Source organism: Bradyrhizobium sp. 190 (assembly GCF_023073415.1).
Taxonomy (GTDB): domain Bacteria; phylum Pseudomonadota; class Alphaproteobacteria; order Rhizobiales; family Xanthobacteraceae; genus Bradyrhizobium.
In genome coordinates, this window is the sequence record NZ_JADPJL010000005.1 from 64,109 (window position 1) to 85,773 (window position 21,665).

The following is a 21,665-nucleotide window of genomic DNA, read 5'->3' on the forward strand; positions in this document are numbered from 1 at the left end:
AGCGCCGCAACAGGCTGCCTGGTGCTTAGGGCGGCAGCAAATGGCATGACAATGGCATGACAACCCCGGCGAGAGCGCGAATCGCTCGTTAAAATCGTCAGCAAGTGCCACCTCGTGACGAGGTCACAAAAGCCAAAAATGGCAACAATTACGATTGTAGCCGACACCACTTTTTCGATATCCTTATCCCGCTCATCTACCGTCTCTTGCAGACGAACGTCGGATAGGTTTCCGCATTGGAGGACCGTCATGACCAATACTTCAGACACGATGAGAGATCCCCAGGTCGGCTCGGATACGGCGCCGCTACGCGCCAAGTGGGGCTGGATCGTTGCACTCGGCGTCGTCTATCTCGTCGCCGGATTCATCGCGCTTGGCAGCGTTGCGATGGCCACTGTCGCGAGCGTCCTCGTCGTCGGCGTGATGATGATCATCGCCGGCGTCGCCGAAGTAATCAGCGCCTTCCAGATCAAGACCTGGGGCAAGTTCCTGCTCTGGGTCCTGCTCGGTGTGCTCTATGTCATTGCCGGCTTCGTCACGTTCCAGAATCCGCTGCTCGCGGCCGTGCTGCTGACCCTCATTCTCGGCGCATCGCTGGTGGCCTCGGGCATCATGCGGATCTTCCTGGCCTTCAGCATGAAGCGGGAAACGCCGTGGATCTGGGTGGCGCTATCAGGCGTGATCACGCTGCTGCTCGGCGTGTTGATCCTTGTGCGCTGGCCGGTCTCGAGCCTCTATATCCTCGGCCTGTTCCTCGGCATCGATCTCATCATGGCCGGCGCAGGCTGGATCGGAGTAGGCCTCGGCTTGCGCCGCGCTCGCTGAGGTATGCTTGGCGGACTGCGCGCGGCGCAGTCTCTCGATCGACGAAAAGGAGGCGCCCATGCGCTGGATCTACCTCGCCGTCATCATTCTGTTCGCCGCCGCGACGGTCATCTTCGCAGTGCAGAACTTCGAGATCGTCACCATGACCTTTCTCGGCTTCAATGCCCGTGTGCCGCTCGCACTGCTGGTCGCTATCGCCTACCTCCTTGGCGCGGCGACGGGCGGCAGCCTGTATGCGCTGCTGCGTCGATCCTACGAAGGATCGAGACGAAGCATTGTGGGCTCGCACTGACCTAAGGCGTCGTTTCATCTCCGGCCGAGGAGGATGAAGATGGAAAAAACCGCGCGCGAACCGGTCCTGGTGGATCTCGCCTTGCAAGGCGGCGGCTCTCACGGCGCGTTCACCTGGGGCGTGCTCGATCGGCTGATCGAGGAGCCGTGGCTGCGGATCGAGGCGATCTCCGGCACGTCGGCGGGCGCGATGAACGCGGCCCTGGTGGCGGACGGATGGACGCAAGGCGGGGCCGAAGGCGCGCGGGCGGCGCTCGATACCTATTGGCGGCGGGTGTCTCAGGCTGCGGCGTTCAGCCCGCTGCAGCGTTCGCCGCTTGACCGCCTGATGGGCCGCTGGACCCTCGACACCTCGCCTGCCTATGTCGCCATGGACCTGATGGCCCGCGTGGTTTCGCCCTATGATCTCAACCCGCTCGGCCTCAACCCGCTGCGTTCCGTCCTCGACGAGTGCATCGATTTCGACCGGCTGGCCCGCGCACCGATCAAGCTGTTCGTCACCGCGACCAATGTGCGGACCGGCCGCGGCCACATCTTCCGCAACAAGGAGATCACTGCCGACGTCCTGCTTGCCTCGGCCTGCCTGCCGACCATGTTCCATGCGGTCGAGATCGACGGCGAATCTTATTGGGATGGCGGCTATGCCGGCAATCCGACGCTGACGCCGCTGATTCGCGAAAGCGACGCGTGTGACACCATTCTGGTGCAGATCAATCCACGCGAGCGGCCGGAGCCACCGCGCACGGCCAACGAGATCCTGAACAGGCTCAACGAGATTTCCTTCAACTCGCCGCTGATGAAGGAATTACGCATGATGGCGCTGCTGCGCCAGGTCGCGGACCCCGGACACGGCGAGGGCGCGCGCTGGGCCGGAATGCGCACGCACCGGATCATGACCGACGCGCTCGCGGACTTCGGTGCGTCGTCGAAGATGAACGCCGAGTGGGCGTTCGTCTCGCTGCTGAAAGAAGAGGGCCGCAAGAGCGCCGATGCATTCCTTACCGTCCACGGCGAGGATATCGGCAAGCAATCCACGACCGATCTCGACGCGCTGCTGGCGGAATGCTGAGTCATGACGGTATCAGGGCTTCTCGGCATCCTGATCGGGCTCGGCCTTTTGATCGCGTTCGCCTTCCGGGGCTGGAGCGTGCTGCTGCTGGCGCCGCTGGCGGCCCTGGTCGCAGCGCTGTTCTCCCGCGAACCGCTGCTCGCCCACTGGACCCAGACCTTCATGACCAGTGCGGCAGGTTTCCTGGCGCAGTTCTTTCCGCTGTTTCTGCTTGGCGCGCTGTTCGGCAAGCTGATGGAGGACAGCGGATCGGTCGCCGCGATCGCGAACTTCATGACCGGGCGGCTCGGCCCGCAGCGGGCGGTGCTGGCGGTCGTGCTCGCCGGCGCGCTCGTCACCTATGGCGGCGTCAGCCTGTTCGTCGCCTTCTTCGTGCTGGCGCCGATGGCGCAGGAGCTGTTTCGTGTGGCGGGCATCCCGCGGCGCCTGATGCCGGCGGCCATCGTGCTCGGCACCTCAACCTTCACCATGTCGGCATTGCCGGGCACGCCGTCGATCCAGAACGCAATTCCGATGCCGTTCTTCGGCACCACGCCCTTTGCCGCGCCCGGCCTTGGTATCCTGGCATCGCTGATCATGCTCGGCTTCGGGCTATGGTGGCTCAATCGCCAGGAGGCGATCGCAAGCGGGAACGGCGAAGGCTTCGGCGACGGCGCGCCGATGCCGCCCGACCGTCTTGCCACCGACGAAAAGCTGCGCGAACGCGCCACCACCGCGCGCGAATTCGATCCGGCGGAGATCGTGCACGGCGAGGCGACCGACGTGCCGCCTCCGGCCATGCTCGCCGCGCTGCCCCTGATCATGGTGATTATCGTCAATCTGGCGATGTCGTTGTTCATCCTGCCGGCACTCGACACCCGCTTTCTCGCCGAACCCCGCTGGGGCGGGACCTCGCTCGCCGCCGTCGGCGGCGTGTGGGCCGTGATCACGGCACTTGCTTGCGCGATTCTGACCGTGCTCGCGGTCAGCCATCGGCGACTGCCGGCGCTGCGCGCGACCATGGACGCCGGCGCCAACGCCTCGGTATTGCCGGCGCTGAGCGTGGCGAGCCTGGTCGGTTTTGGCGCCGTGGTGGCGGCGATGCCCGCCTTCACGGTGGTGCGCGACGCCGTGCTCGGCATCGGTGGCGGACCGCTGGTGTCGCTGGCAGTCGCCACCAATGTGCTCGCAGCCCTGACCGGCTCGGCGTCGGGCGGGTTGACCATCGCGCTCGACGCGCTCGGGGCGACCTACATGACGCGCGCGGCGGAGATAGGGCTCGATCCCGCGCTGCTGCATCGCGTCGCGGTGATCGGTTCGGGCACGCTCGACAGCCTGCCGCACAATGGCGCGGTGGTCACATTGCTCGCCGTCTGCGGATCGACGCACCGGGACAGCTATCGCGACATCGTTATGGTCGGCATCGTCGGCGCTCTTGTGGCACTTGCCGCCGTCATTGCGCTCGGCTCGGTGGTGGGGTCGTTCTGAGCCATCGGCATGGGCCCGAGCTTCAACGGATGGGTGATCACTGCGCGCAGATACTTGAAGCCACCCCGGCGAAACCTCGCCGGATCGCAATCTCCATTCCGACAAAGAGAAATTCCGTAGTGATCTCAATCGCCCAAAGGCTCCGAAATGTCGGAACGGCTCCTGAAAACATTGCGGAAATCCCGAGCCTTCCAAGCTGAATACGAGGGGTCGATTCCCTTCACCCGCTCCATTTTTTTCGGCCACGGTTTTTGCTCGCCGCCGGAACGCCAAAAACAAAGTTCGCGCTACAATATCCTTGATGGCCGGCCGCCGGAGGCTTGCTTCGGGACTTGCAACGAAAGCGAGTGCGTCATACCGTAGACAATTATTGAGAGAGGGATTTTAGGGGGAGATTTTTATGCCCGATGATTGGCAACAGCGCATTCATCCGAAGCTGCGTATGGCTCTCAACGGCGATCCCGACGTGAATGCCTGTCGCGCAGAAACCATGGGTGCTTTGGTGGTGACATCGAGGCTGGCTCGCACCGCGTTGCCACTCCAGTCTGCGCAGGAGGCGACCGCTATCCCTGCGAAAATCAATGTGACGAAGAAGAAGCTCAACCGGCGTGCGCCGCGCAATGATGTCAAGGTCAATGTCTTCGTTCGAACCACCGAAGAGATGAAGCTGTCTGGAAAGAGGGGGCAAGAAGGTAATCTGTCTATCCTGCGAATACCGTTGGACGACGTCGTGACGCTTGCCAAGACGCCGGGTGTGGCCTTCGTCGAGCCGGCCGAAAACCTCAAGTTGCCCGGTGCGCTTCGTCTTGGCGCTGGCAGCACGGCTCCACCGGACCGCGCGAAGTTGATCGGCAAATCTCAGCTTCATGATGACGGCGCGAACGTGCTGATTGGGATCATCGACGTTGAAGGGTTTGACTGGAGACATCCCGACTTCGACGACGGCGCCGGCAATAGCCGGTTTCATTGCATCTGGGACCAGGGGGCGACCAAGGGACAGCGGTCGGCGCAGATGAGCTATGGCCGGGAAATCACCGCAGCCGCGATGAAGAAGGCGCTGAAGGACGCCCAAACGATCGGCGTCTCGCCCCATGACCTTGAGCCGCAGTCACAGATGTTGCCGGGCTCGCACGGCACCCACGTCGCCAGCATCGCGGCTGGCAATTCTGGCGTATGTCCGAAGGCGACCATCGCTGCAGTTCTCGTCGCAATGCCGGCCGGCAAGGTTGACAGGAGAACATCCTTTTACGACTCGACCCGCCTCGTTGACGCCGTTAATTATCTGTTAGACCTCGGGCGTCAGCTGAAGAAGCCCGTGGCCATCAATATAAGCCTGGGCACTAACGGCAACTCACATGATGGTTCGAGTGCGCTCGACCGCTGGCTTGATGCGCTGACTGCCGAGCCCGGGCGATGCATCTGCGTTGCCGCCGGCAATGCCGGTCAGGAGCGAGCCGAGAAGCCAGGTGACATCGGCTTTATTCTGGGCCGCATTCACACATCGGGCCGGATCGCAGCCAAAGGCCTTGACCATGACGTCGAATGGACCGTTGCGGGCGACACCGTCATTGACGTCTCAGAAAACGAACTGGAGTTCTGGTACGAGGCGCAGGATCGCATTGCGGTAAGTATCAAGCCGCCGAACGGCGAATGGATCGGTCCGATTGCGCCTGGTGAGTATCTTGAGAACTATCAGCTCCCTGGCCGAATGATGCTCAGCATCTACAACGAGCTTTATCATCCGGCCAACGGTAGCAACTATATCTCGCTCTATCTCACGCCGTTTATAGGTAAGGACGTTGTGGTGGGCATCGATGCGGGCACCTGGATCGTGCGCCTGCATGGTATCGACATTCGCGACGGGCGTTTCCATGGTTGGATCGAGCGCGACGACCCTTTGGATGTCGAGGAGGGGCGCTACTTCTGGCCGTCGTTCTTCTCGGCCCGTTCCAATGTCGACAGCTCGTCAGTAAGTTCACTCGCGTGTGGGCATCGCATCGTTTCCGTTGCGAACCTCGACGAGCTTAAACACCGAGTCAACATTTCGAGTAGCCAGGGACCCACCCGCGATGGCCGCTTGAAGCCAGACGTCGCCGCCCGCGGCACTGATATCGTTGCCGCAAACGGGTTTGGGCGCGAGGACGAACCTTGGATTTCCATGACTGGAACAAGCATGTCCAGCCCCTATGTCGCGGGCGTGGTCGGACTGATGCTCTCAGCGCAACCCAAGCTGACCGCCGCACAAATTAACGGAATCCTCAAGGCGACGGCCCGCCCGCTCCCGGGAAGCACCTTTGATTGGGTCAACGATTGTGGATTCGGCATTATCGCGCCGCAAGCGTGCGTCGAGCACGCCGCCAACGCCCAGACGCGTTCCGACGTGAAAGGACGCTTTCTATGAAGCTCACACTTCTGCCCTCGGATAAGGGCGACTGCCTGCTGTTAGAATCTCCTGACGGAACGACTATTCTCGTCGATGGTGGAATGAACGACTCGTATGTTAGTCATGTCCGTCCGTTTCTTGCAAAATGGAGCAAGAAGAGCGGCCGGCCTCTTGATCTCGTTTATCTGTCGCACATCGATCAGGATCACATTGCGGGCATTCTCCAACTCATGAACGACATCGCCGACTGGCGTGTTTATCATCACAAAGTGAAGAGCGGCGAACCATGGGACGAGCCGGATTTTCCGGAGCCGCCCAGTGTTGCGCGGTTGTGGCACAATTCGTTTCACGACCAGATTGGTAAGAATGCGGGCGCGATCGGCTCCATGCTCGCGGCGCGGGCCGCTCAACTGGCTAACAGCGCAGATACCAACCTTCAGCATCTCGGCGCGGCTTACCAGGCAATTGCCGCATCGATTCCGGAAGCCATCAAGCTTTCAAGCCGGGTTTCCGCCAAGCAGCTGAAAATCCCAGTCAATGGCGAATTTGATGCTCTCCTGGCGATGGTGCGGGATCCCCCGGATGCAATACAGCTGAACGGCCCAAACTCTCCGGTGATCAAACTACTTGGTCCGTTTGAGGAGAATCTGAAGGAGTTGCGCACCAAGTGGAACGAATGGCTCCGAAACGCCGACAACAAGAAGAACCTCGCACGCACGCGCGATTGGCGCGATGAGGAAGACGCGCGGCTCGACTTTTCCGCCTTGCTTGCCGAGAATATCGACGACCAGCTTGGTGACCGAGGAGAGGTCACCGAAGAAAATCTCGCCTCGCTGATGCTAATGATCGAGCACGACAGTAAGCGTCTGCTGCTGACTGGCGATGGGCACTACGACGAGATTCTGGAAGGCTTGCGCCACAATGGCGTCATTCAGGACGGAGGAGGTGTGCACGTTAACGTTCTCAAAGTCCAGCACCACGGCTCTGAACACAATACGAACCGCGACTTTGCTCGGCGCATCACCGCGGACCACTACGTGATTTGCGGCAATGGCCGACATGAGAACCCTGACCGGCGCGTTCTCCAAGTTCTGGCTGAGTCCCGAATGGGAGGCCAGGAGGTCGTGAGTCAGAATCCTGAAGCCTCGCGCCCGTGTCATTTCTGGTTCAATTGCAGCGTCAAATTTCTGGAACGTCAAATCGAGCAGCGCCGCAAGAATAAGCTCGGACTGACGGAATACACAAAGGCACTGAAGCATTTCAAAGAAGTCGAGAGCGATATGAAGGACTATGCGGCAAGATCTGACGCTCGGATCAAGCTCCATTTTCTGGACAGTAAGCCCCTCGAACTGAAGCTGGTGTGACTTGTGCCGCATCAAACGCAGCCGCACGAAAGCAGCCAGCCTTCTCGAGGCAGGCTGCGCACACGAACCCGCTTCGATTGCGCGATGAAAGTTAACGTCAATTTCGGGGCGCTTCTGAGGGCGAAATGCGCGCCTGGTAACCATGCCTTACGGAACGCCTGTAGTCGCCACAAAATCAATCGGATTCAGACACAATGTCGGCGAGTAGGCGAGTAGGGTTGAAACCCTGCCCGTTCGCATCACGCGTTCAAATAATTTTAAAAAAATCTGGGCTCACAGGGGGGACTGCAATGGCTACGATCGACGTCACTCGTCCGCGAATGGAGCAATTGTCCTGGTTTCGGACAGGAGACGCCATACTCCGGCTTTTCACCGCGCCTCGGCGCAGCGCTGCAGCGGCACTGATGCTGGCCGCGATGGCGGCGCCGGCTTTCGGGCAGGGCCAGGCGGCGGCTCCGGGCGCCAACGAGATCCGGATCGGCAATACCATGCCCTATACCGGTCCGGCTTCCGCCTATGGCGTGATCGGCAAGGTCATGGCGGCCTATTTCGACAAGGTCAATGCCGAGGGCGGCATCAGGGGCCGCAAGATCAATTTCATTTCCTATGACGACGCCTACAATCCGACCAAGACGATGGAGGCGACCCGCAAGCTCGTCGAGGAAGACAACGTGCTCTTTATCCTGGCGAGCCTCGGCACCAACACCAGCCAGGCGGTCCACCCTTATTTGAATTCGAAGAAGATTCCGCAGCTCTTCGTCGCCTCGGGCGCCTCGATGTGGGACCAGCCGCGCGAGTTTCCCTGGACCATGGGATTCCTGCCCAGCTACCAGACTGAAGCTCACATCTATTCGCACTATATCCTGGAGAACCATCCGCGCGGCAAGATCGCGGTGCTCTATCAGGACGACGGTTTCGGCAAGGACTACGTCAAGGGCCTGAAGGACGGCCTCGGCGGCAAGGTTCCGATCGTGGCCGAGGCGCCGTACAAGGTGACGGACACCAGCATCGACGCCCAGATCGCCAAGCTCAAGGCCTCGGGCGCCGACATCTTCATGCAATTCACCACGCCGAAATTCGCCACCATGGCGATCAAGCGAAATGCCGAAATTGGCTGGAAGCCGGTGCATTTCCTCGCCTCGGTGTCTGAATCGGTGTCATCGGTGATGGCGCCGGCGGGCCTGGAAAACGGCGAAGGCATCATGTCGGCCATGTACCGGCTGGAGGGCGAGGATGCGGCCAGCGCCGGTCCCGCGGCGTTCCGCGAATGGAGCGCCTTCATGGAGCGCTATGTCCCGAGCGTCAGCAAGTCGAACGGCCAGGCCGTCTACGGCTATCTGAACTCCAGGCTCATTATCGAAGTCCTGAAGAACTGCGGCGACGACTTCTCGCGCGAAAACATCCTGAAGCAGGCCCGCTCGATCAAGGGCCTGCAGATTCCCATGATGGTGCCGGGCATCCAGATCAATACCAGCGCGAGCGACCACGCGACGATCGAGCAGATGCGGATGATGCGCTTCACCAACGGCCACTGGAAGTTCTTTGGGCCGGTGCGAAGCGGCATCGATCCGGGCACCGTCAGCGACTCCTTCAAGACCATCTTCAAATACGGCACTGCCACCAAGCGCGATCTGGCGAACCAGCTCAACGCCAATACCGTGAGCCTGATGACCGGCTCGTTCGGCTCTACCTACGCCCAGGTCGGTGCCGATCTTGCCTCCGTGCTCGACAACGGCACTGCGCTGCGGATCCTGCCGGTGATGGGCCGCGGATCGGTGCAGGCGGTGGCGGATATTCTGCTGCTGAAGGGTGTCGATGCCGGCATCGTCCGCAAGGACACGCTGTCCTATCTCGACCGCAAGGACTTCGCCAAGGACATCCGCAACCAGTTTGTCTATGTCGCCAAGATGTTCAACGAGGAAATGCATGTCCTGGCGCCGAAGACGATCACCAGCATACGGGACCTCGACGGCAAGACCGTGGTGGTCGATTTGCCCGACAGCTCGACCTTCGTGACGGCGATCAATGTGTTCGACCGGCTCGGGATCCGGCCGCATCTGATCTATCAAGAGCCGCGGCTGGCGGTGGACATGCTGCGCAAGGGCGAGGTCGACGCGATCGTGGCGATCGAGGGCAAGCCGGTGCAATGGCTGAACCAGATCACCGACCGCAACCTGCACCTGGTGCCGGTCGACTACGCCAAGCCGCTCCACGAGGAGTATCTGCCGTCCAAGCTTTCGTCGGCGGATTACCCGAACCTGGTGGCGGATGGCGGCTCGGTGGAGACGATTGCGGCCGAGGCGGTGCTGGCGTCGTATAACTGGGCGCCGAACAGCGACCGCTACCGCCGCCTGTCGCTGTTGGTGGACACCATGTTCGACAAGGTCGCGCAGTTGCAGCGGCCGCCGTTCCATCCGAAGTGGAAGGAAATGGCGCCACGCGCGACGGTGTCGGGGTGGACCCGCTTCAAGGCCGCGCAGGAATGGCTCGACCGCAACATGCCGCTGCCGGCGGGCGCGGCCATGTCGTCAGCATCGGGCACGGCGCCGGTTGCCGCTGCACCGGCCGCCGCACTCGCCCCGCAGGATCCCCTGTATCGCGAGTTCCTGGAATGGCGCGCCGGCCGAGCCAAGGCCAGCACCAACAGGTGATCAGGCCAGCCGGTAACGCGGTTTGACGAACAGGGCGGCCCGCTTCGGCGGGCCGTCTTGCTTTCGGGGACTGAGGGGGCGCAGCACGTATCGTGCTTGCAACCATAAGACGAATCGGCATTCGCAGGCGCAACCGAGTTCCAATTTGGTAACAATAATGTCCAGCATTGTTGCAGCAGGACGTACTTTCGACTAACCGTGCTCCGCGAAACGACTGGCCTTGACACAAAATCAATCGGATTGAGACACAATGTCAGCGAGTAGGGCTGAAACGGTATCCGTCTCGCTTCTTCAAAAAATCGCACAGGTATATTGCTCGAGGGGGGCAGGCAGATGCTGGCTTTGATCGATACTCGTTGGGCGGCGGCGCAATTGTCCGGGTCTGTGGCCCGTGACGCGCTGCGCCGGCTTTTCACCGCGCCTCGGCGCAGCGCGGCAACAGCACTGGTGTTTGCCGCGATGGCGGGGCCGGCTTTCGGGCAGGGCATGGCGGCCCCGGGGGACAGGGAGATCCGGATCGGCAACACCGCGCCCTATACCGGTCCAGCTTCCGCCTACGGCGTTATCGCCAAGACCATCACGGCGTATCTGGACAAGACCAACGCTGAAGGCGGGATCAACGGCCGCAAGGTCAGTATGATCACCTATGACGACGCCTACGAACCCACCAAAACCATGGCGATGACCCGCAAGTTGGTCGAGGAAGACAATGTTCTCCTCACCTTGGGGACCATCGGCACCAACACGAACGCCGCGATCCAGCCTTATTTGAACTCAAAAAAGGTCCCGCAACTTTTTGCCTTGTCGGGTGCGGCGGCCTGGGACCAGCCGCGCGAGTTTCCCTGGACCATCGGCTTCTTGCCGACCTACACGGCTGAAGCGCAAATTTTTGCGCAGTACCTGCTGGAGAACCATCCCCGCAGCAGGATCGCCGTCCTCTATCAGGAGGACGGGATGGGCAAGGAATACCTGAAGGGCCTGAAGGACGGCCTGGGTGGCAAGATTGCGATCGTGGCCGAGGCGCCATACAAGGTGAACGACACTACCATCGACGCCCAGATCGCCAAGCTCAAGGCCTCCGGCGCCGACGTCCTCATCGAGTTCACCACGCCGAAATTCGCGGTCATGGCGATCAAGCGAACCGCCGAGCTCGGTTGGAGGCCGCTACAGTTCGCCGCCTCGATCTCTAATTCGTACTCGGCCGTGATTCAGCCGGCGGGCCCGCAAAATGCGGAGGGCCTGTTGTCGGCGGCGTACAGGCTGGAGGGCGAAGACGCGGCGGCGGCCGGCGAGGCGGTGTTCCGCGAATGGAGCGCCTTCATGCAGCGCTATCTCCCGAGCGTGAGTAAGACCAACGGTCAGGCCGTCCTCGGCTATCTGGTCGGCAAGTTGACCGTCGAGGTCCTGAAGAACTGCGGCGACGACCTGTCGCGCGAAAACATCATGAGGCAGGCCCGCTTGCTCAAGGGTATCCAGCTTCCCATGATGGTGCAGGGCATCCAGATCAACACCAGTCCGTCCGATCATGCGCCGATCGAGCAGATGCGGATGATGCGGTTCACCAACGGCCAATGGCAGCACTTCGGTCCGGTGCGAAGCGGCGTCGATGCCGGCGCCGTCAGCGAGTCCTTCAAGACCATCTTCAAATACGGCACTGCCACCAAGCGCGATCTGGCGAACCAGCTCAACGCCAATACCGTGAGCCTGATGACCGGCTCGTTCGGCTCTACCTACGCCCAGGTCGGCGCCGATCTTGCCTCCGTGCTCGACAACGGCACGGCGCTGCGGATTCTGCCGGTGATGGGCCGTGGATCGGTTCAGGCGGTATCGGATATCCTGCTGCTGCGGGGTGTCGATGCCGGCATCGTCCGCAAGGACACGCTGTCCTATCTCGACCGCAAGGATTTCGCCAAGGACATCCGCAATCAGTTCGTCTACGTCGCCAAGATGTTCAACGAGGAAATGCACGTCCTGGCGCCGAGGTCGATCACCAGCATGCGGGATCTCGACGGCAAGACCGTGGTGGTCGACTTGCCCGACAGCTCGACCTTCGTGACGGCGATCAACGTGTTCGACCGGCTCGGGATCCGGCCGCATCTGATCTATCAGGAGCCGCGGCTGGCGGTGGACATGCTGCGCAAGGGCGAGGTCGACGCGATCGTGGCGATCGAAGGCAAGCCGTTGCAGTGGCTGAACCAGATCAACGATCGCAATCTGCATCTGGTGCCGGTCGACTACGCCAAGCCGCTGCAGGAGGAATACCTGCCGTCCAAGCTTTCGTCGGCGGATTACCCGAACCTGGTGGCGGATGGCGGCTCGGTGGAGACGATTGCGGCCGAGGCGGTGCTGGCGTCGTATAACTGGGCGCCGAACAGCGACCGCTACCGCCGTCTGGCGCTTTTGGTAGACACCATGTTCGACAAGGTCGGGCAGTTGCAGCGGCCGCCGTTCCATCCGAAGTGGAAGGAAATGGCGCCACGCGCGACGGTGTCGGGGTGGACCCGCTTCAAGGCCGCGCAGGAATGGCTCGACCGCAACATGCCGCTGCCCGCGGGCACGGCCGCGGCATCAGGCGCGGCGCCGCTGCCGCCGCCGGCTGCTGCACCGGCCGCAGCGCTTGCCCCGCAGGAGCGCGATCCCCTGTATCGCGAATTCCTGGAATGGCGCGCCGGCCGAGCCAAGGCCAGCACCAACAGGTAATCAGGCCAGCCGGTAACACGGTTTGACGAACAGGACGGCCCGCCTCGGCGGGCCGTCGTGCTTTTGGGGCGATGTTCCAGCAGCCCCTTTGCCCGGAATGCCGCATCCGCTGCCCCAGCGAGACCGCTGAAACCTTCGCTTCGTCCGACCACTGGCGTGCAAAGCGGGCGGCGAACGGATGGCGTCATGCCGTTAATGCAGGGCTCAGCCGCACAAAATAGTGTATCGGCTTGGCTCAGCAGCGCCCGGACACGTTCCCGCGCCACCACGCCAAAAAATTCGGAGGAAGTTCATGTCGGCTCTGCCACTTTCGGGCATCAAAATTCTCGATCTGACGCGGGTGCTTGCAGGCCCGCTGTCGGCGCAGATGCTGGCCGATCTCGGCGCCGAGGTGATCAAGGTCGAACGCCCCGGCGGCGGCGACGACGCCCGCGCCTTCGGCCCGCCTTACCTGAAAGATCCCGAGGGCAAGGCGAACAACAACAACTCGTTCTACATCTGCGCCAACCGCAACAAGAAGTCGGTCACCGTCAATATCGCCAGCCCGGAAGGGCAGGAGATCATTCGCGAACTCGCCAAAACCTGCGACGTGATGATGGAGAACTACAAGGTCGGCGATCTCAAGCGCTACAAGCTCGATTATGAAACGATCAGGGCGATCAACCCCGGCATCATCTATTGTTCGGTGACCGGTTTCGGCCAGACCGGGCCTTACGCGCCGCGCGCCGGCTACGACGCAATCCTGCAGGCGATGGGCGGCCTGATGAGCGTCACCGGTCATCTCGACGGCGAGCCCGGCGCGGGACCGATGAAGGTCGGTCCCTCCATCGTCGACTACATGACCGGCATGAACTCCTCGATCGGCATTCTGGCGGCGCTCTATCACCGCAAAGCCAATGGCGGGGAGGGGCAGCATGTCGACGTCTGCCTGTTCGACACCGTGATCGCCTCGCTGTCGCATTACGCGCAGATCTTTCTCGTCAACGGCCAGACCCCGCCGCGGCGCGGCACCTGGGGCAATGGCGGCATGCCGGCGGGCGTGTTCCGCTGCACCGACGGCGAGCTGATGCTGGTGGTCGGCAATGACGGCCAGTTCCAGCGCACCTGCGGCGTACTCGGCGCGCCCGAGCTCGCGACCGATCCAAAATTCCTCAAGAACAACGACCGCGTCGTCCACGGCAAGGAGATCATGGCGATCTTCGCAGGTCTCTTCCTGAAGAAGTCCGTGGCCTACTGGCTGGAGGAGCTGGAGAAGGCCGGCGTGCCCTCGGGTCCGATCAACGATTTCGCGCAGGTGTTCAACGATCCCCATGTGCAGTCGCGCGGCATGCAGGTCAAGGTCGAGCACCCCTTGCAGCATGACCTGTCGCTGATCCGCAATGCCATCACCTTCTCCGGCACCCCGGTAAAGGACTATCGCGCGCCGCCGCTGCTCGGCGCGGATACGAAGGATGTGCTGGCGACGATCGGTTATGACGACGCCAGGGTGGAAGCGTTGAAGGAAAAGAAGATCGTCTGATCCAGAAACCGGCGCGGGTTTGAAAGCGCGCGCCGGTTCTCATTCGGCGACACCACAGAGCATCCGCGGTCAACGCAGGCCCTGACGATTTATCAGGATCCGATGGATCTGGATGAACGCGGGCAGCTCGATCAGGAATTCGGGATCGCGGTCGAGATGGTGAACCTTGGTCGGTTCGCCCTTGGTGAAGGCGGTCATCGAATCTAGGTCGCTCCAATAGGAAATGGTCGTGAACCAGCTCTCATGTTCACGGTCTTCCCGAAATAGCTGGACACCCAGGGCGGTCTTCTCCAGCGGCGGCATTCCTTCCGCCTTGATATAGGCCTCATAGTCGTCGGCAATTTCAGGCCGCGTGCGGCCGCGCCAGATGCGGGCAATCGTCGGCTCGGTCGGCATGGGCAACTCCGTTTGGTGATCCTCGACCGCAACGACAAAGCCGGCCGGATCGTTCCGCCCGTTCCACGTTTCTTCGGACGCTCTGTCTGCGCTGATCCGGAACGCACATCTCCTTGATGACAACATCGATACTTCGACGGTTAGCGAAGCATGATTGACCTAAATTGCGCTAGCGTTGCACCTTCGATCAGTCATTTCGAGAGGTGCAACGATGAAGCGGGAAGTCATTCGCGTCGAACCGATGTCGTCCTGGCTCGCCAAACGGAACGCGCCGGTCTCACCGGTCACGCGCGGCGGCGGCATGGTGTTCGTTTCGGGGCTGCCGCCGTTCGATCCCGATACCGGCGAGCTCTTCGCCGGCCCGATCGAGCGTCAGACCGAACTCGTCCTTGAGCAATTGAAACTGTGCCTGGAGACCGCGGGCACATCGCTGCGCAACGTGATGAAGTGCAACGTCTACTGCATCTCGGCTGCGCACTTCGCCGCCGTCAACGCGATCTACGCGCGCTATTTTCCAGAAGATCCTCCGGCGCGCATCTTCGTTTGCGTGCCCGAATGGTTTGGACCGTTCGATATCGAGATTGATTGCGTCGCGGTAGTGTAAGTCGCGTAGGGTGGGCAAAGGAGCGTTAGCGACGTGCCCACCATCTATCATCGATTGCGCTGCTGGATGGTGGGCACGCTTCGCTTTGCCCACCCTACGAGACTGATTTGCTTAGCGCGCAAGCGCAATCTCGATACACAACCGCGACCAATTGGCACGACGGGCAAATCACCTAAAACCTGTCCAGCCCCTCTTGCAAAAATATTCCGCTTTCGTTCTCACGCAAATCATCGGCATAACTCCGCCCGTCTCACGGCGGATGAGGGGCGCTCGCGATCGTCACGAACGTGCGGTGAGATGCGGTGGACGCTGAGGGCGCGATAGACGTACGCGCCGGAAGCGTACGGTGAAGTCGTGTGGTTCGGGCGCCGCGGTGCTGGCGCTAAGTTCGGGAGAGGCGAAGCTTCTCTCGTGGCGACGGAGGCAAAAGAGCCGTTCTCCGGGAAGAGCACGAAGTAAGTCGTAAAGCCATTGCGCAGGGAAGGCCGGAATGCTCCCGCTGCCCTGTATGCTCGTGTGCACTTTTGTTTGCGCAAATCGCACGCGAGACCGCGGGTGCAGCAAGCACCCGGTCTTTCCCTGCGCCCTCTATTTCGAAGAGGGCAAAACGAAGATACAAACCTCGGGCGGACAGCGCCGCGAGAATGCGAAGCCGTATTTGTAGGATGGGTGGAGCGCAGCGATACCCATCGCCACATGCACCGCCGTTGATGGGTATCGCTGCGCTCCACCCATCCTACAGGAGGGTTCGTCGCATGACGTATCCGGGCAACAAGAACTCAGCTCAGAGATCTTGGCGGGTCAGCCTGCCATGCGGCACCGCCGATCGAGCGGGCGCTTTCTTCGCCGGCATCTCGCCGCCCGCCAGCGCCATCACCGAGACCGACACCACGCGGTCGACGATGGCATCCACGTCGTTGAGGTCGCATTGCCCCTCCGACAATTTCGTCAGCCGCTCTTTTTCACGGATGGTGTGATGCGACATCGCCAGTGCGAAGTGCAGGCCCCAATAGAGATCGGCGTCGTCGCGGCCGGGCATCGCACGGCGCATCGCGGCGATGAATTTCCGCAAATGATCGACTTCGCGGTTCTTGATGCGGCGGATAGGCGGCACCGATTCAATCGAGGCGCGGATCATGAAGCGTGCCGCCGTCGAGCCTTCGCGGTCGGGGCCGAGGCAGCCGCGCAGGGTAGGGCCGACCAGCGCATGCAGGATGGAGTCGATCGGCGCGCGTCCGCCGCCCTTTTCCTCGGCAGCCTTCAACTCGTTGAGCCGCTCGCGGTTGGTAGCGAGGCTGCGGGTGACGAACAGCTCCGCGATCAACTCATCCTTGGAACCGAAATGATAATTCACCGCGGCGAGATTGACATTCGCTTCGGCGACGATGTCGCGCAGCGTCACATCGCCGAAGCCGCGATCGGCGTAAAGCCGTTCGGCGGCGGCAAGGATGGCAGACCGGGTCCGATCGCTCGACATATCTGGTCCCCGTTTGCGGAGTTGCAATTCAAACAGTTGTATGAAACTATCGTTTGAAGAGCCGGAAATGTCAATCCGTCGCCTCATTGCGAAGCGCAAAATACCTTGCGGCGAATGGGAGGCGGGCGGACAGTGCGGCCCAGCGAATTCGAAAAGCCCAGAGCCGAGGAGCGCCCCATGAACTTCGATATGTCCGAAAAGCAAAAGGAATGGCTGAACCGCGTGCAGGCGTTCATGAAGACGCATGTCCGCCCCGCGGTTCCGATCTACGACAAGCAGGATGCGGAGGGCCCGCGCTGGAAGGTGATCCCGATCCTCGAGGAACTGAAGAAGAAGGCGAAGGCCGAAGGCCTCTGGAACATGTTCATGCCGCCGAACGCGCATGAGGACGATGAATTCCGCGGTGCGGGATTGACCAACCTCGAATATGCGCTGCTGTCGGAAGAGATGGGCCACATCTCCTGGGCCTCGGAGGTGTTCAACTGCTCCGCTCCCGATACCGGCAACATGGAAGTGTTCATCCGCTACGGCACCAAGGAGCAAAAGCGGAAGTGGCTGCGGCCGCTGATGGACGGCGAGATCCGCTCCGCCTTCCTGATGACCGAGCCTGCGGTGGCTTCGTCGGACGCGACCAACATTGAGACGCGTATCGAAAAAGATGGCGACCACTACGTCATCAACGGCCGCAAATGGTGGTCGTCGGGCGTCGGCGATCCCCGCTGCAAGATCGCGATCCTGATGGGCAAGACCGATCCGAAGGCGGCGAAGCACCAGCAGCAGTCGCAGATCCTGGTGCCGCTCGATACCCCCGGCATCAAGGTGGAGAAGATGCTGCCGGTGTTCGGCTTTGACGACGCGCCGCACGGTCACGCCCAGGTTCTGCTGGAAAACGTTCGCGTGCCGAAGGAAAACATCCTGCTCGGCGAAGGCCGCGGCTTCGAGATTGCGCAGGGCCGTCTCGGTCCGGGCCGTATCCATCATTGCATGCGCACCATCGGCAAGGCCGAGGAGGCGCTGGAGAAGATGGTGAAGCGGCTGGCCTCGCGCACCGCGTTCGGCAAGAAGATCATCGAGCACTCGGTGTGGGAACAGCGCATCGGCGAAGCGCGCGCCGACATCGAGATGAATCGCTTGCTGTGCCTCAAGGCCGCCGACATGATGGACAAGGTTGGCAACAAGACCGCGCAGGCCGAGATCGCGATGATCAAGGTCACAGCCCCGAATATGGCGCTGAGGATCATCGACAACGCTATTCAGGCTTACGGCGGCGGCGGTGTCTCGGACGAAGCCGGCCTGGCGCGGGATTATGCCCATATCCGTACGCTTCGTCTGGCGGATGGTCCGGACGAGGTGCACAATCGCGCCATTGCCAGACTTGAACTTCGGAAGTATGCAAACGCTACGCACTAACGGGAACGTCAGGATGGCGCTCCCCAAAGTCTAAGAAAATTGAGGGAGCGTCATCGTGGCGGACGGCGTCAGGAAAGACGAAGAGTTCTCGGGCACCAAGGAAGTCGAGGAGCGTCATCGTATCAACGAGGCGAGCCTCGACGGCTGGATGCGCGAGCATGTCGAGGGCTATCAAGGGCCGCTGACCGTCCTGCAGTTCAAGGGCGGCCAGTCCAATCCTACCTACAAGCTCGAGACATCAGGCCAATCCTACGTGATGCGGCGCAAGCCGTTCGGCAAATTGCTGCCGTCGGCACATGCGGTCGACCGCGAGTTCCGCGTCATCGCAGCGCTCGGCAAGCAGGGCTTTCCGGTCGCGAAGGCCTATGCGCTGTGCACCGACGATGCCGTGATCGGCGCCGCCTTCTACATCATGTCGATGGAAGAGGGCCGCGTGTTCTGGGATCCGACGCTGCCGAGCCAGACGCCGGACAACAGGCGCAAGATATTCACCAGCAAGATCGAGACGCTGGCCAACCTCCACGTTTTCAATCCGGAAGCGATTGGCCTCGGCGATTTCGGCAAGCCCGGCAATTATTTCGCGCGCCAGATCGATCGTTGGACCAAGCAGTACCGCGCATCGGAAACCCAGCACATTCCGGAATTCGAGAAGGTGGCCGAGTGGCTGCCGCGAACCGTACCTGAACAGAAGCGCGTCTCGATCGTCCACGGTGACTACCGCCTCGACAACATGATTTTCCACGCGACGGAACCGCGCGTGCAGGCGGTGCTCGATTGGGAATTGTCGACGCTCGGCGATCCCATGGCCGACTTCACTTATCTCCTGATGCAATGGACCATGCCGGGCCTGGCCAATGCCGATATCAAGGCGTTGAACATTCCGAGCGTGGATGAGGCCGCGCAGATCTATTGCGCCGTCACCGGCATGGAAGTGCCCGATCTGAACTGGTACTTCGCCTACAACATGTTCCGCCTCGCCGGCATCACGCAGGGTATCGCCGGACGTATCCGCGACGGCACCGCCGCCAATGCCAAGGCGCTGGAGTCGGCGGCGCGCACGGTGCCGCTGTCGAAGTCTTCCTGGGAATACGCTCAGAAGGCCGGCGCGATCTAAGCCGCGTCGTTGGTTTACTTGGCCCTGTCTCCGAACATTCGCGGCAGCCTGCTCATGGCGGTGTCCATGGCGGCGTTCACCACGAACGACTCCATCACCAAGGTGGTGTCGTCCGAGATGAACTTCGGCCAGGTGATGCTGGTGCGCGGGCTGTTCGCGATTCTGCTGGTCGCGGCGTTCGCCTGGCATCAGGGCGCGCTGCGTCCGTTGCGCACCCTGATGGTCAAGCCGGTGGCGCTGCGCGTGTTCGGCGAAATCGGCGGCACGATCTCGTTCATGGCGGCGCTCGCGCATCTGCCGCTTGCCAATACGTCGGCGATCTTCCAGGCGTTGCCGCTGGCGATCACGCTCGGCGCCGCCGTGATATTCGGCGAGCCGGTCGGCTGGCGGCGCTGGTCGGCGATCGTGGCAGGCTTCATCGGCGTGCTCATCATCGTGCGGCCGGGGCTTGCGGGCTTCAGCCAGTATTCGCTGTTCGCGCTGGTGTCGGTCGCCTTCTGCGCGCTGCGCGATCTCGCGACCCGGCGGATACCCGCGAAGATCCCGTCGCTGTTCATCACGCTGCTCACCACGGTGACGGTGACGACCGCCGGCGGTGCCATCCTGGTTCCGCTCGGCGGCTGGACGCCGCCGTCAGCCAACGCGCTCTGCCTCATGGCGCTGGCGGCGGTGCTTCTCCTGATCGGCTATCAATGCATCATCACGGCGCTGCGCTCGGGTGACATATCGGCGGTGGCGCCGTTCCGATATTCCGCGCTGCTGTGGGCGATGCTGCTCGGCTATCTCGTGTTCGGCGACGTGCCCGATGCGATGATGGTGACGGGGGCTGCCATCATCGTGCTGTCCGGCCTCTACGCCTTCTACCGCGAGCGCATCCGTCACCGCGCTCTGGCGGCGGAATCATCCGGCCTGCCGCCCGACGGGTTGTGATTGCATCGCGGGAGCCCATATCTCCGAAGCTGATTGGAGATGGTGATGATTCAGCAACTGCGCATCTACGAAATATTCGAAAACAACAAGGCCGCATTCCACGCCCGCTTTCGCGATCACGCCGCGCGCATCATGCAAACCAGATACGGTTTCCGGATCGTCGCGATGTGGGAAACCAAGTTCGGCGACAGGACCGAGTTTGTTTATCTGCTGGAATGGCCCGACGAGGCAACCAAGACCGCCGCATGGTCGGCCTTCATGGCTGATACCGAGTGGTCCGACATCAAGCGTGTAACGCATGCGGAGCACGGCTTGATGGTGGGGGAGATCGAGGATCGTTTGCTCATACAAACAGAATATTCGCCGGCGAAAGGCAGGAGCCTTCTTGCGGCATCGGCGTAGAAACTCAGTTTCGTGTCCCGGACGCGGTGTGGCGCGAAGTGACGCGCCGCAGAGCCGGAACCCATACTTGTCGCGGGCAACGGGCTCCGGCTCTGCAGCGCACCGCTTCGCGCTGCGCAGCATCCGGGGCACGAGAACGACGCTAAACCGGCTTACCCGTATACGGCATCGATGCCGTGAGGCCGCCGTCGACCGGGATCGCCTGGCCGTTGACGTAGGAGGCGTCGTCGCTGGCGAGGAACAATCCCATCGCCGCGAGTTCGTGCGGCTGGCCGGGGCGCTTCAGCGGATTGAGCTGGCCGATCTTGTCCTGGGTGCCGCGCTCCTTGGCGCGATCGAACACCGGCTTGGTCATGCCGGTTTCGATCAGGCCGGGGCACACCGCGTTGATGCGCACGCCGGTGCCGGACAGCGAATAGGCGGTGGTCTGCACCAGGCTGATGACGCCGGCCTTGCTCGCGCCGTACGGATGTCCGCTCGCGCCGGCCTTGAGGCCCGCGACGGAGGCGGTGCAGACGATCGAGCCGGACTTCTGCTTGATCATGTGCGGCATCGAATGCTTGATCGCGAGGAATGGTCCGATCAGGTTGACGCGCAGCACTTCCTGCCAATGGTCCACGGTCTGCTCGGCGAGCGGTACCAGCCCGCCGCTGACGCCGGCATTGGCCCAGATCGCATCGAGCCTGCCGTATTTCGCCACCGCCTTGTCGATGAAGGCCTTCACGTCGGCTTCCGAACCGGCATCCGCCATCACGGCTTCGACGGTGCCGCCGGCATCGCTGACGAGCTTGGCGGTGTCCTTCACGCCCTCGGTGCGGTCAACGATGATGAGCTTCGCCCCCTCCTTGGAAAACAGCACCGACGCGGCGCGCCCGATGCCGCTGCCAGCACCTGTGATGACGACGGATTTTCCTTCGAGGCGGCCCATGAGTTTCTCCCTGATTACTATGCGTGTCGGCGTCTGCCGCCTTGCGGAATTCAAACAAGATTTCAAACGTCCAAGAATCTTTGCCTAGCAAAGTCACTTGAGACGACGCGTGCTCTGACGTACAGCGACAACGAA

Annotated in this window: 17 protein-coding genes; 14 read left to right on the forward strand and 3 right to left on the reverse strand. The window is 61.9% G+C overall.

What is annotated here, in order from left to right:
- The first annotated feature begins 249 nt into the window (after positions 1–249).
- From IVB22_RS01500 to IVB22_RS01540, 9 genes are all read left to right on the forward strand, one after another.
- Positions 250–825, forward strand: coding sequence for an HdeD family acid-resistance protein (locus tag IVB22_RS01500; RefSeq protein WP_247515565.1), 576 nt, complete (start codon positions 250–252; stop codon positions 823–825).
- A gap of 58 nt (positions 826–883) precedes the next feature.
- Positions 884–1,117, forward strand: coding sequence for a hypothetical protein (locus IVB22_RS01505; protein WP_247515566.1), 234 nt, complete (start codon positions 884–886; stop codon positions 1,115–1,117).
- Positions 1,118–1,156: 39 nt separating this feature from the next.
- The gene (locus tag IVB22_RS01510; protein ID WP_247515567.1) at positions 1,157–2,185 is read left to right on the forward strand and encodes a patatin-like phospholipase family protein; all 1,029 of its coding nucleotides are present in this window, start codon (positions 1,157–1,159) and stop codon (positions 2,183–2,185) included.
- 3 nt (positions 2,186–2,188) lie between these two features.
- Entirely contained in the window at positions 2,189–3,652 is a 1,464-nt protein-coding gene (locus tag IVB22_RS01515; RefSeq protein ID WP_247515568.1) for a GntP family permease, read from the forward strand.
- A 400-nt stretch (positions 3,653–4,052) separates the two neighbouring features.
- Positions 4,053–6,053, forward strand: coding sequence for a S8 family serine peptidase (locus tag IVB22_RS01520; RefSeq protein WP_247515569.1), 2,001 nt, complete (start codon positions 4,053–4,055; stop codon positions 6,051–6,053).
- The gene (locus IVB22_RS01525; RefSeq protein WP_247515570.1) at positions 6,050–7,399 is read left to right on the forward strand and encodes an MBL fold metallo-hydrolase; all 1,350 of its coding nucleotides are present in this window, start codon (positions 6,050–6,052) and stop codon (positions 7,397–7,399) included. Before IVB22_RS01520 ends, IVB22_RS01525 begins: the two co-directional genes overlap by 4 nt.
- 404 nt (positions 7,400–7,803) lie before the next feature.
- Complete coding sequence (locus IVB22_RS01530; RefSeq protein ID WP_374207453.1) at positions 7,804–10,050, forward strand: ABC transporter substrate-binding protein; 2,247 nt, start codon at positions 7,804–7,806, stop codon at positions 10,048–10,050.
- 333 nt (positions 10,051–10,383) lie between these two features.
- Entirely contained in the window at positions 10,384–12,750 is a 2,367-nt protein-coding gene (locus IVB22_RS01535) for an ABC transporter substrate-binding protein (protein ID WP_308200342.1), read from the forward strand.
- Positions 12,751–13,042: 292 nt separating this feature from the next.
- Complete coding sequence (locus IVB22_RS01540) at positions 13,043–14,269, forward strand: CaiB/BaiF CoA-transferase family protein (RefSeq protein ID WP_247515571.1); 1,227 nt, start codon at positions 13,043–13,045, stop codon at positions 14,267–14,269.
- A gap of 69 nt (positions 14,270–14,338) precedes the next feature.
- On the opposite strand, the gene IVB22_RS01545 is transcribed toward IVB22_RS01540, so the two are convergent.
- A complete protein-coding gene (locus IVB22_RS01545) occupies positions 14,339–14,665 on the reverse strand; it encodes an antibiotic biosynthesis monooxygenase (protein ID WP_247515572.1) in 327 nt (108 codons plus the stop codon).
- A gap of 211 nt (positions 14,666–14,876) precedes the next feature.
- Between IVB22_RS01545 and IVB22_RS01550 the strand changes: the two genes are divergently transcribed.
- Complete coding sequence (locus tag IVB22_RS01550; protein WP_247515573.1) at positions 14,877–15,269, forward strand: RidA family protein; 393 nt, start codon at positions 14,877–14,879, stop codon at positions 15,267–15,269.
- A 784-nt stretch (positions 15,270–16,053) separates the two neighbouring features.
- Here the strand turns inward: IVB22_RS01550 and IVB22_RS01555 are convergent.
- Entirely contained in the window at positions 16,054–16,746 is a 693-nt protein-coding gene (locus IVB22_RS01555; RefSeq protein WP_247515574.1) for a TetR/AcrR family transcriptional regulator, read from the reverse strand.
- A gap of 177 nt (positions 16,747–16,923) precedes the next feature.
- Between IVB22_RS01555 and IVB22_RS01560 the strand changes: the two genes are divergently transcribed.
- Genes IVB22_RS01560 through IVB22_RS01575 form a run of 4 tightly spaced genes read left to right on the forward strand, consistent with a single transcriptional unit; the run spans position 16,924 to position 20,602 of the window.
- Positions 16,924–18,156, forward strand: coding sequence for an acyl-CoA dehydrogenase family protein (locus tag IVB22_RS01560; protein ID WP_247515575.1), 1,233 nt, complete (start codon positions 16,924–16,926; stop codon positions 18,154–18,156).
- 55 nt (positions 18,157–18,211) lie between these two features.
- Positions 18,212–19,270, forward strand: a complete 1,059-nt coding sequence (locus IVB22_RS01565) for a phosphotransferase family protein (RefSeq protein ID WP_247515576.1) — start codon at positions 18,212–18,214, stop codon at positions 19,268–19,270.
- Between the two features lie 18 nt (positions 19,271–19,288).
- A complete protein-coding gene (locus IVB22_RS01570) occupies positions 19,289–20,200 on the forward strand; it encodes a DMT family transporter (protein ID WP_247515577.1) in 912 nt (303 codons plus the stop codon).
- A gap of 39 nt (positions 20,201–20,239) precedes the next feature.
- Positions 20,240–20,602, forward strand: a complete 363-nt coding sequence (locus tag IVB22_RS01575; RefSeq protein WP_247515948.1) for an NIPSNAP family protein — start codon at positions 20,240–20,242, stop codon at positions 20,600–20,602.
- 142 nt (positions 20,603–20,744) lie between these two features.
- On the opposite strand, the gene IVB22_RS01580 is transcribed toward IVB22_RS01575, so the two are convergent.
- Positions 20,745–21,530 (reverse strand): SDR family NAD(P)-dependent oxidoreductase, encoded by a 786-nt coding sequence (locus tag IVB22_RS01580; RefSeq protein ID WP_247515578.1) that lies wholly within the window; start codon positions 21,528–21,530, stop codon positions 20,745–20,747.
- Positions 21,531–21,665 lie beyond the last annotated feature (135 nt).

What these genes read in the sequence shown, in the direction of transcription:
- IVB22_RS01500 (WP_247515565.1), top strand. Translation starts at nt 250, where the DNA reads ATGACCAATACTTCAGACACGATGAGAGATCCCCAGGTCGGCTCGGAT.
- IVB22_RS01505 (WP_247515566.1), top strand. Translation starts at nt 884, where the DNA reads ATGCGCTGGATCTACCTCGCCGTCATCATTCTGTTCGCCGCCGCGACG.
- IVB22_RS01510 (WP_247515567.1), top strand. Translation starts at nt 1,157, where the DNA reads ATGGAAAAAACCGCGCGCGAACCGGTCCTGGTGGATCTCGCCTTGCAA.
- IVB22_RS01515 (WP_247515568.1), top strand. Translation starts at nt 2,189, where the DNA reads ATGACGGTATCAGGGCTTCTCGGCATCCTGATCGGGCTCGGCCTTTTG.
- IVB22_RS01520 (WP_247515569.1), top strand. Translation starts at nt 4,053, where the DNA reads ATGCCCGATGATTGGCAACAGCGCATTCATCCGAAGCTGCGTATGGCT.
- IVB22_RS01525 (WP_247515570.1), top strand. Translation starts at nt 6,050, where the DNA reads ATGAAGCTCACACTTCTGCCCTCGGATAAGGGCGACTGCCTGCTGTTA.
- IVB22_RS01530 (WP_374207453.1), top strand. Translation starts at nt 7,804, where the DNA reads ATGCTGGCCGCGATGGCGGCGCCGGCTTTCGGGCAGGGCCAGGCGGCG.
- IVB22_RS01535 (WP_308200342.1), top strand. Translation starts at nt 10,384, where the DNA reads ATGCTGGCTTTGATCGATACTCGTTGGGCGGCGGCGCAATTGTCCGGG.
- IVB22_RS01540 (WP_247515571.1), top strand. Translation starts at nt 13,043, where the DNA reads ATGTCGGCTCTGCCACTTTCGGGCATCAAAATTCTCGATCTGACGCGG.
- IVB22_RS01545 (WP_247515572.1), bottom strand. Translation starts at nt 14,665, where the DNA reads ATGCCGACCGAGCCGACGATTGCCCGCATCTGGCGCGGCCGCACGCGG.
- IVB22_RS01550 (WP_247515573.1), top strand. Translation starts at nt 14,877, where the DNA reads ATGAAGCGGGAAGTCATTCGCGTCGAACCGATGTCGTCCTGGCTCGCC.
- IVB22_RS01555 (WP_247515574.1), bottom strand. Translation starts at nt 16,746, where the DNA reads ATGTCGAGCGATCGGACCCGGTCTGCCATCCTTGCCGCCGCCGAACGG.
- IVB22_RS01560 (WP_247515575.1), top strand. Translation starts at nt 16,924, where the DNA reads ATGAACTTCGATATGTCCGAAAAGCAAAAGGAATGGCTGAACCGCGTG.
- IVB22_RS01575 (WP_247515948.1), top strand. Translation starts at nt 20,240, where the DNA reads ATGGTGATGATTCAGCAACTGCGCATCTACGAAATATTCGAAAACAAC.
- IVB22_RS01580 (WP_247515578.1), bottom strand. Translation starts at nt 21,530, where the DNA reads ATGGGCCGCCTCGAAGGAAAATCCGTCGTCATCACAGGTGCTGGCAGC.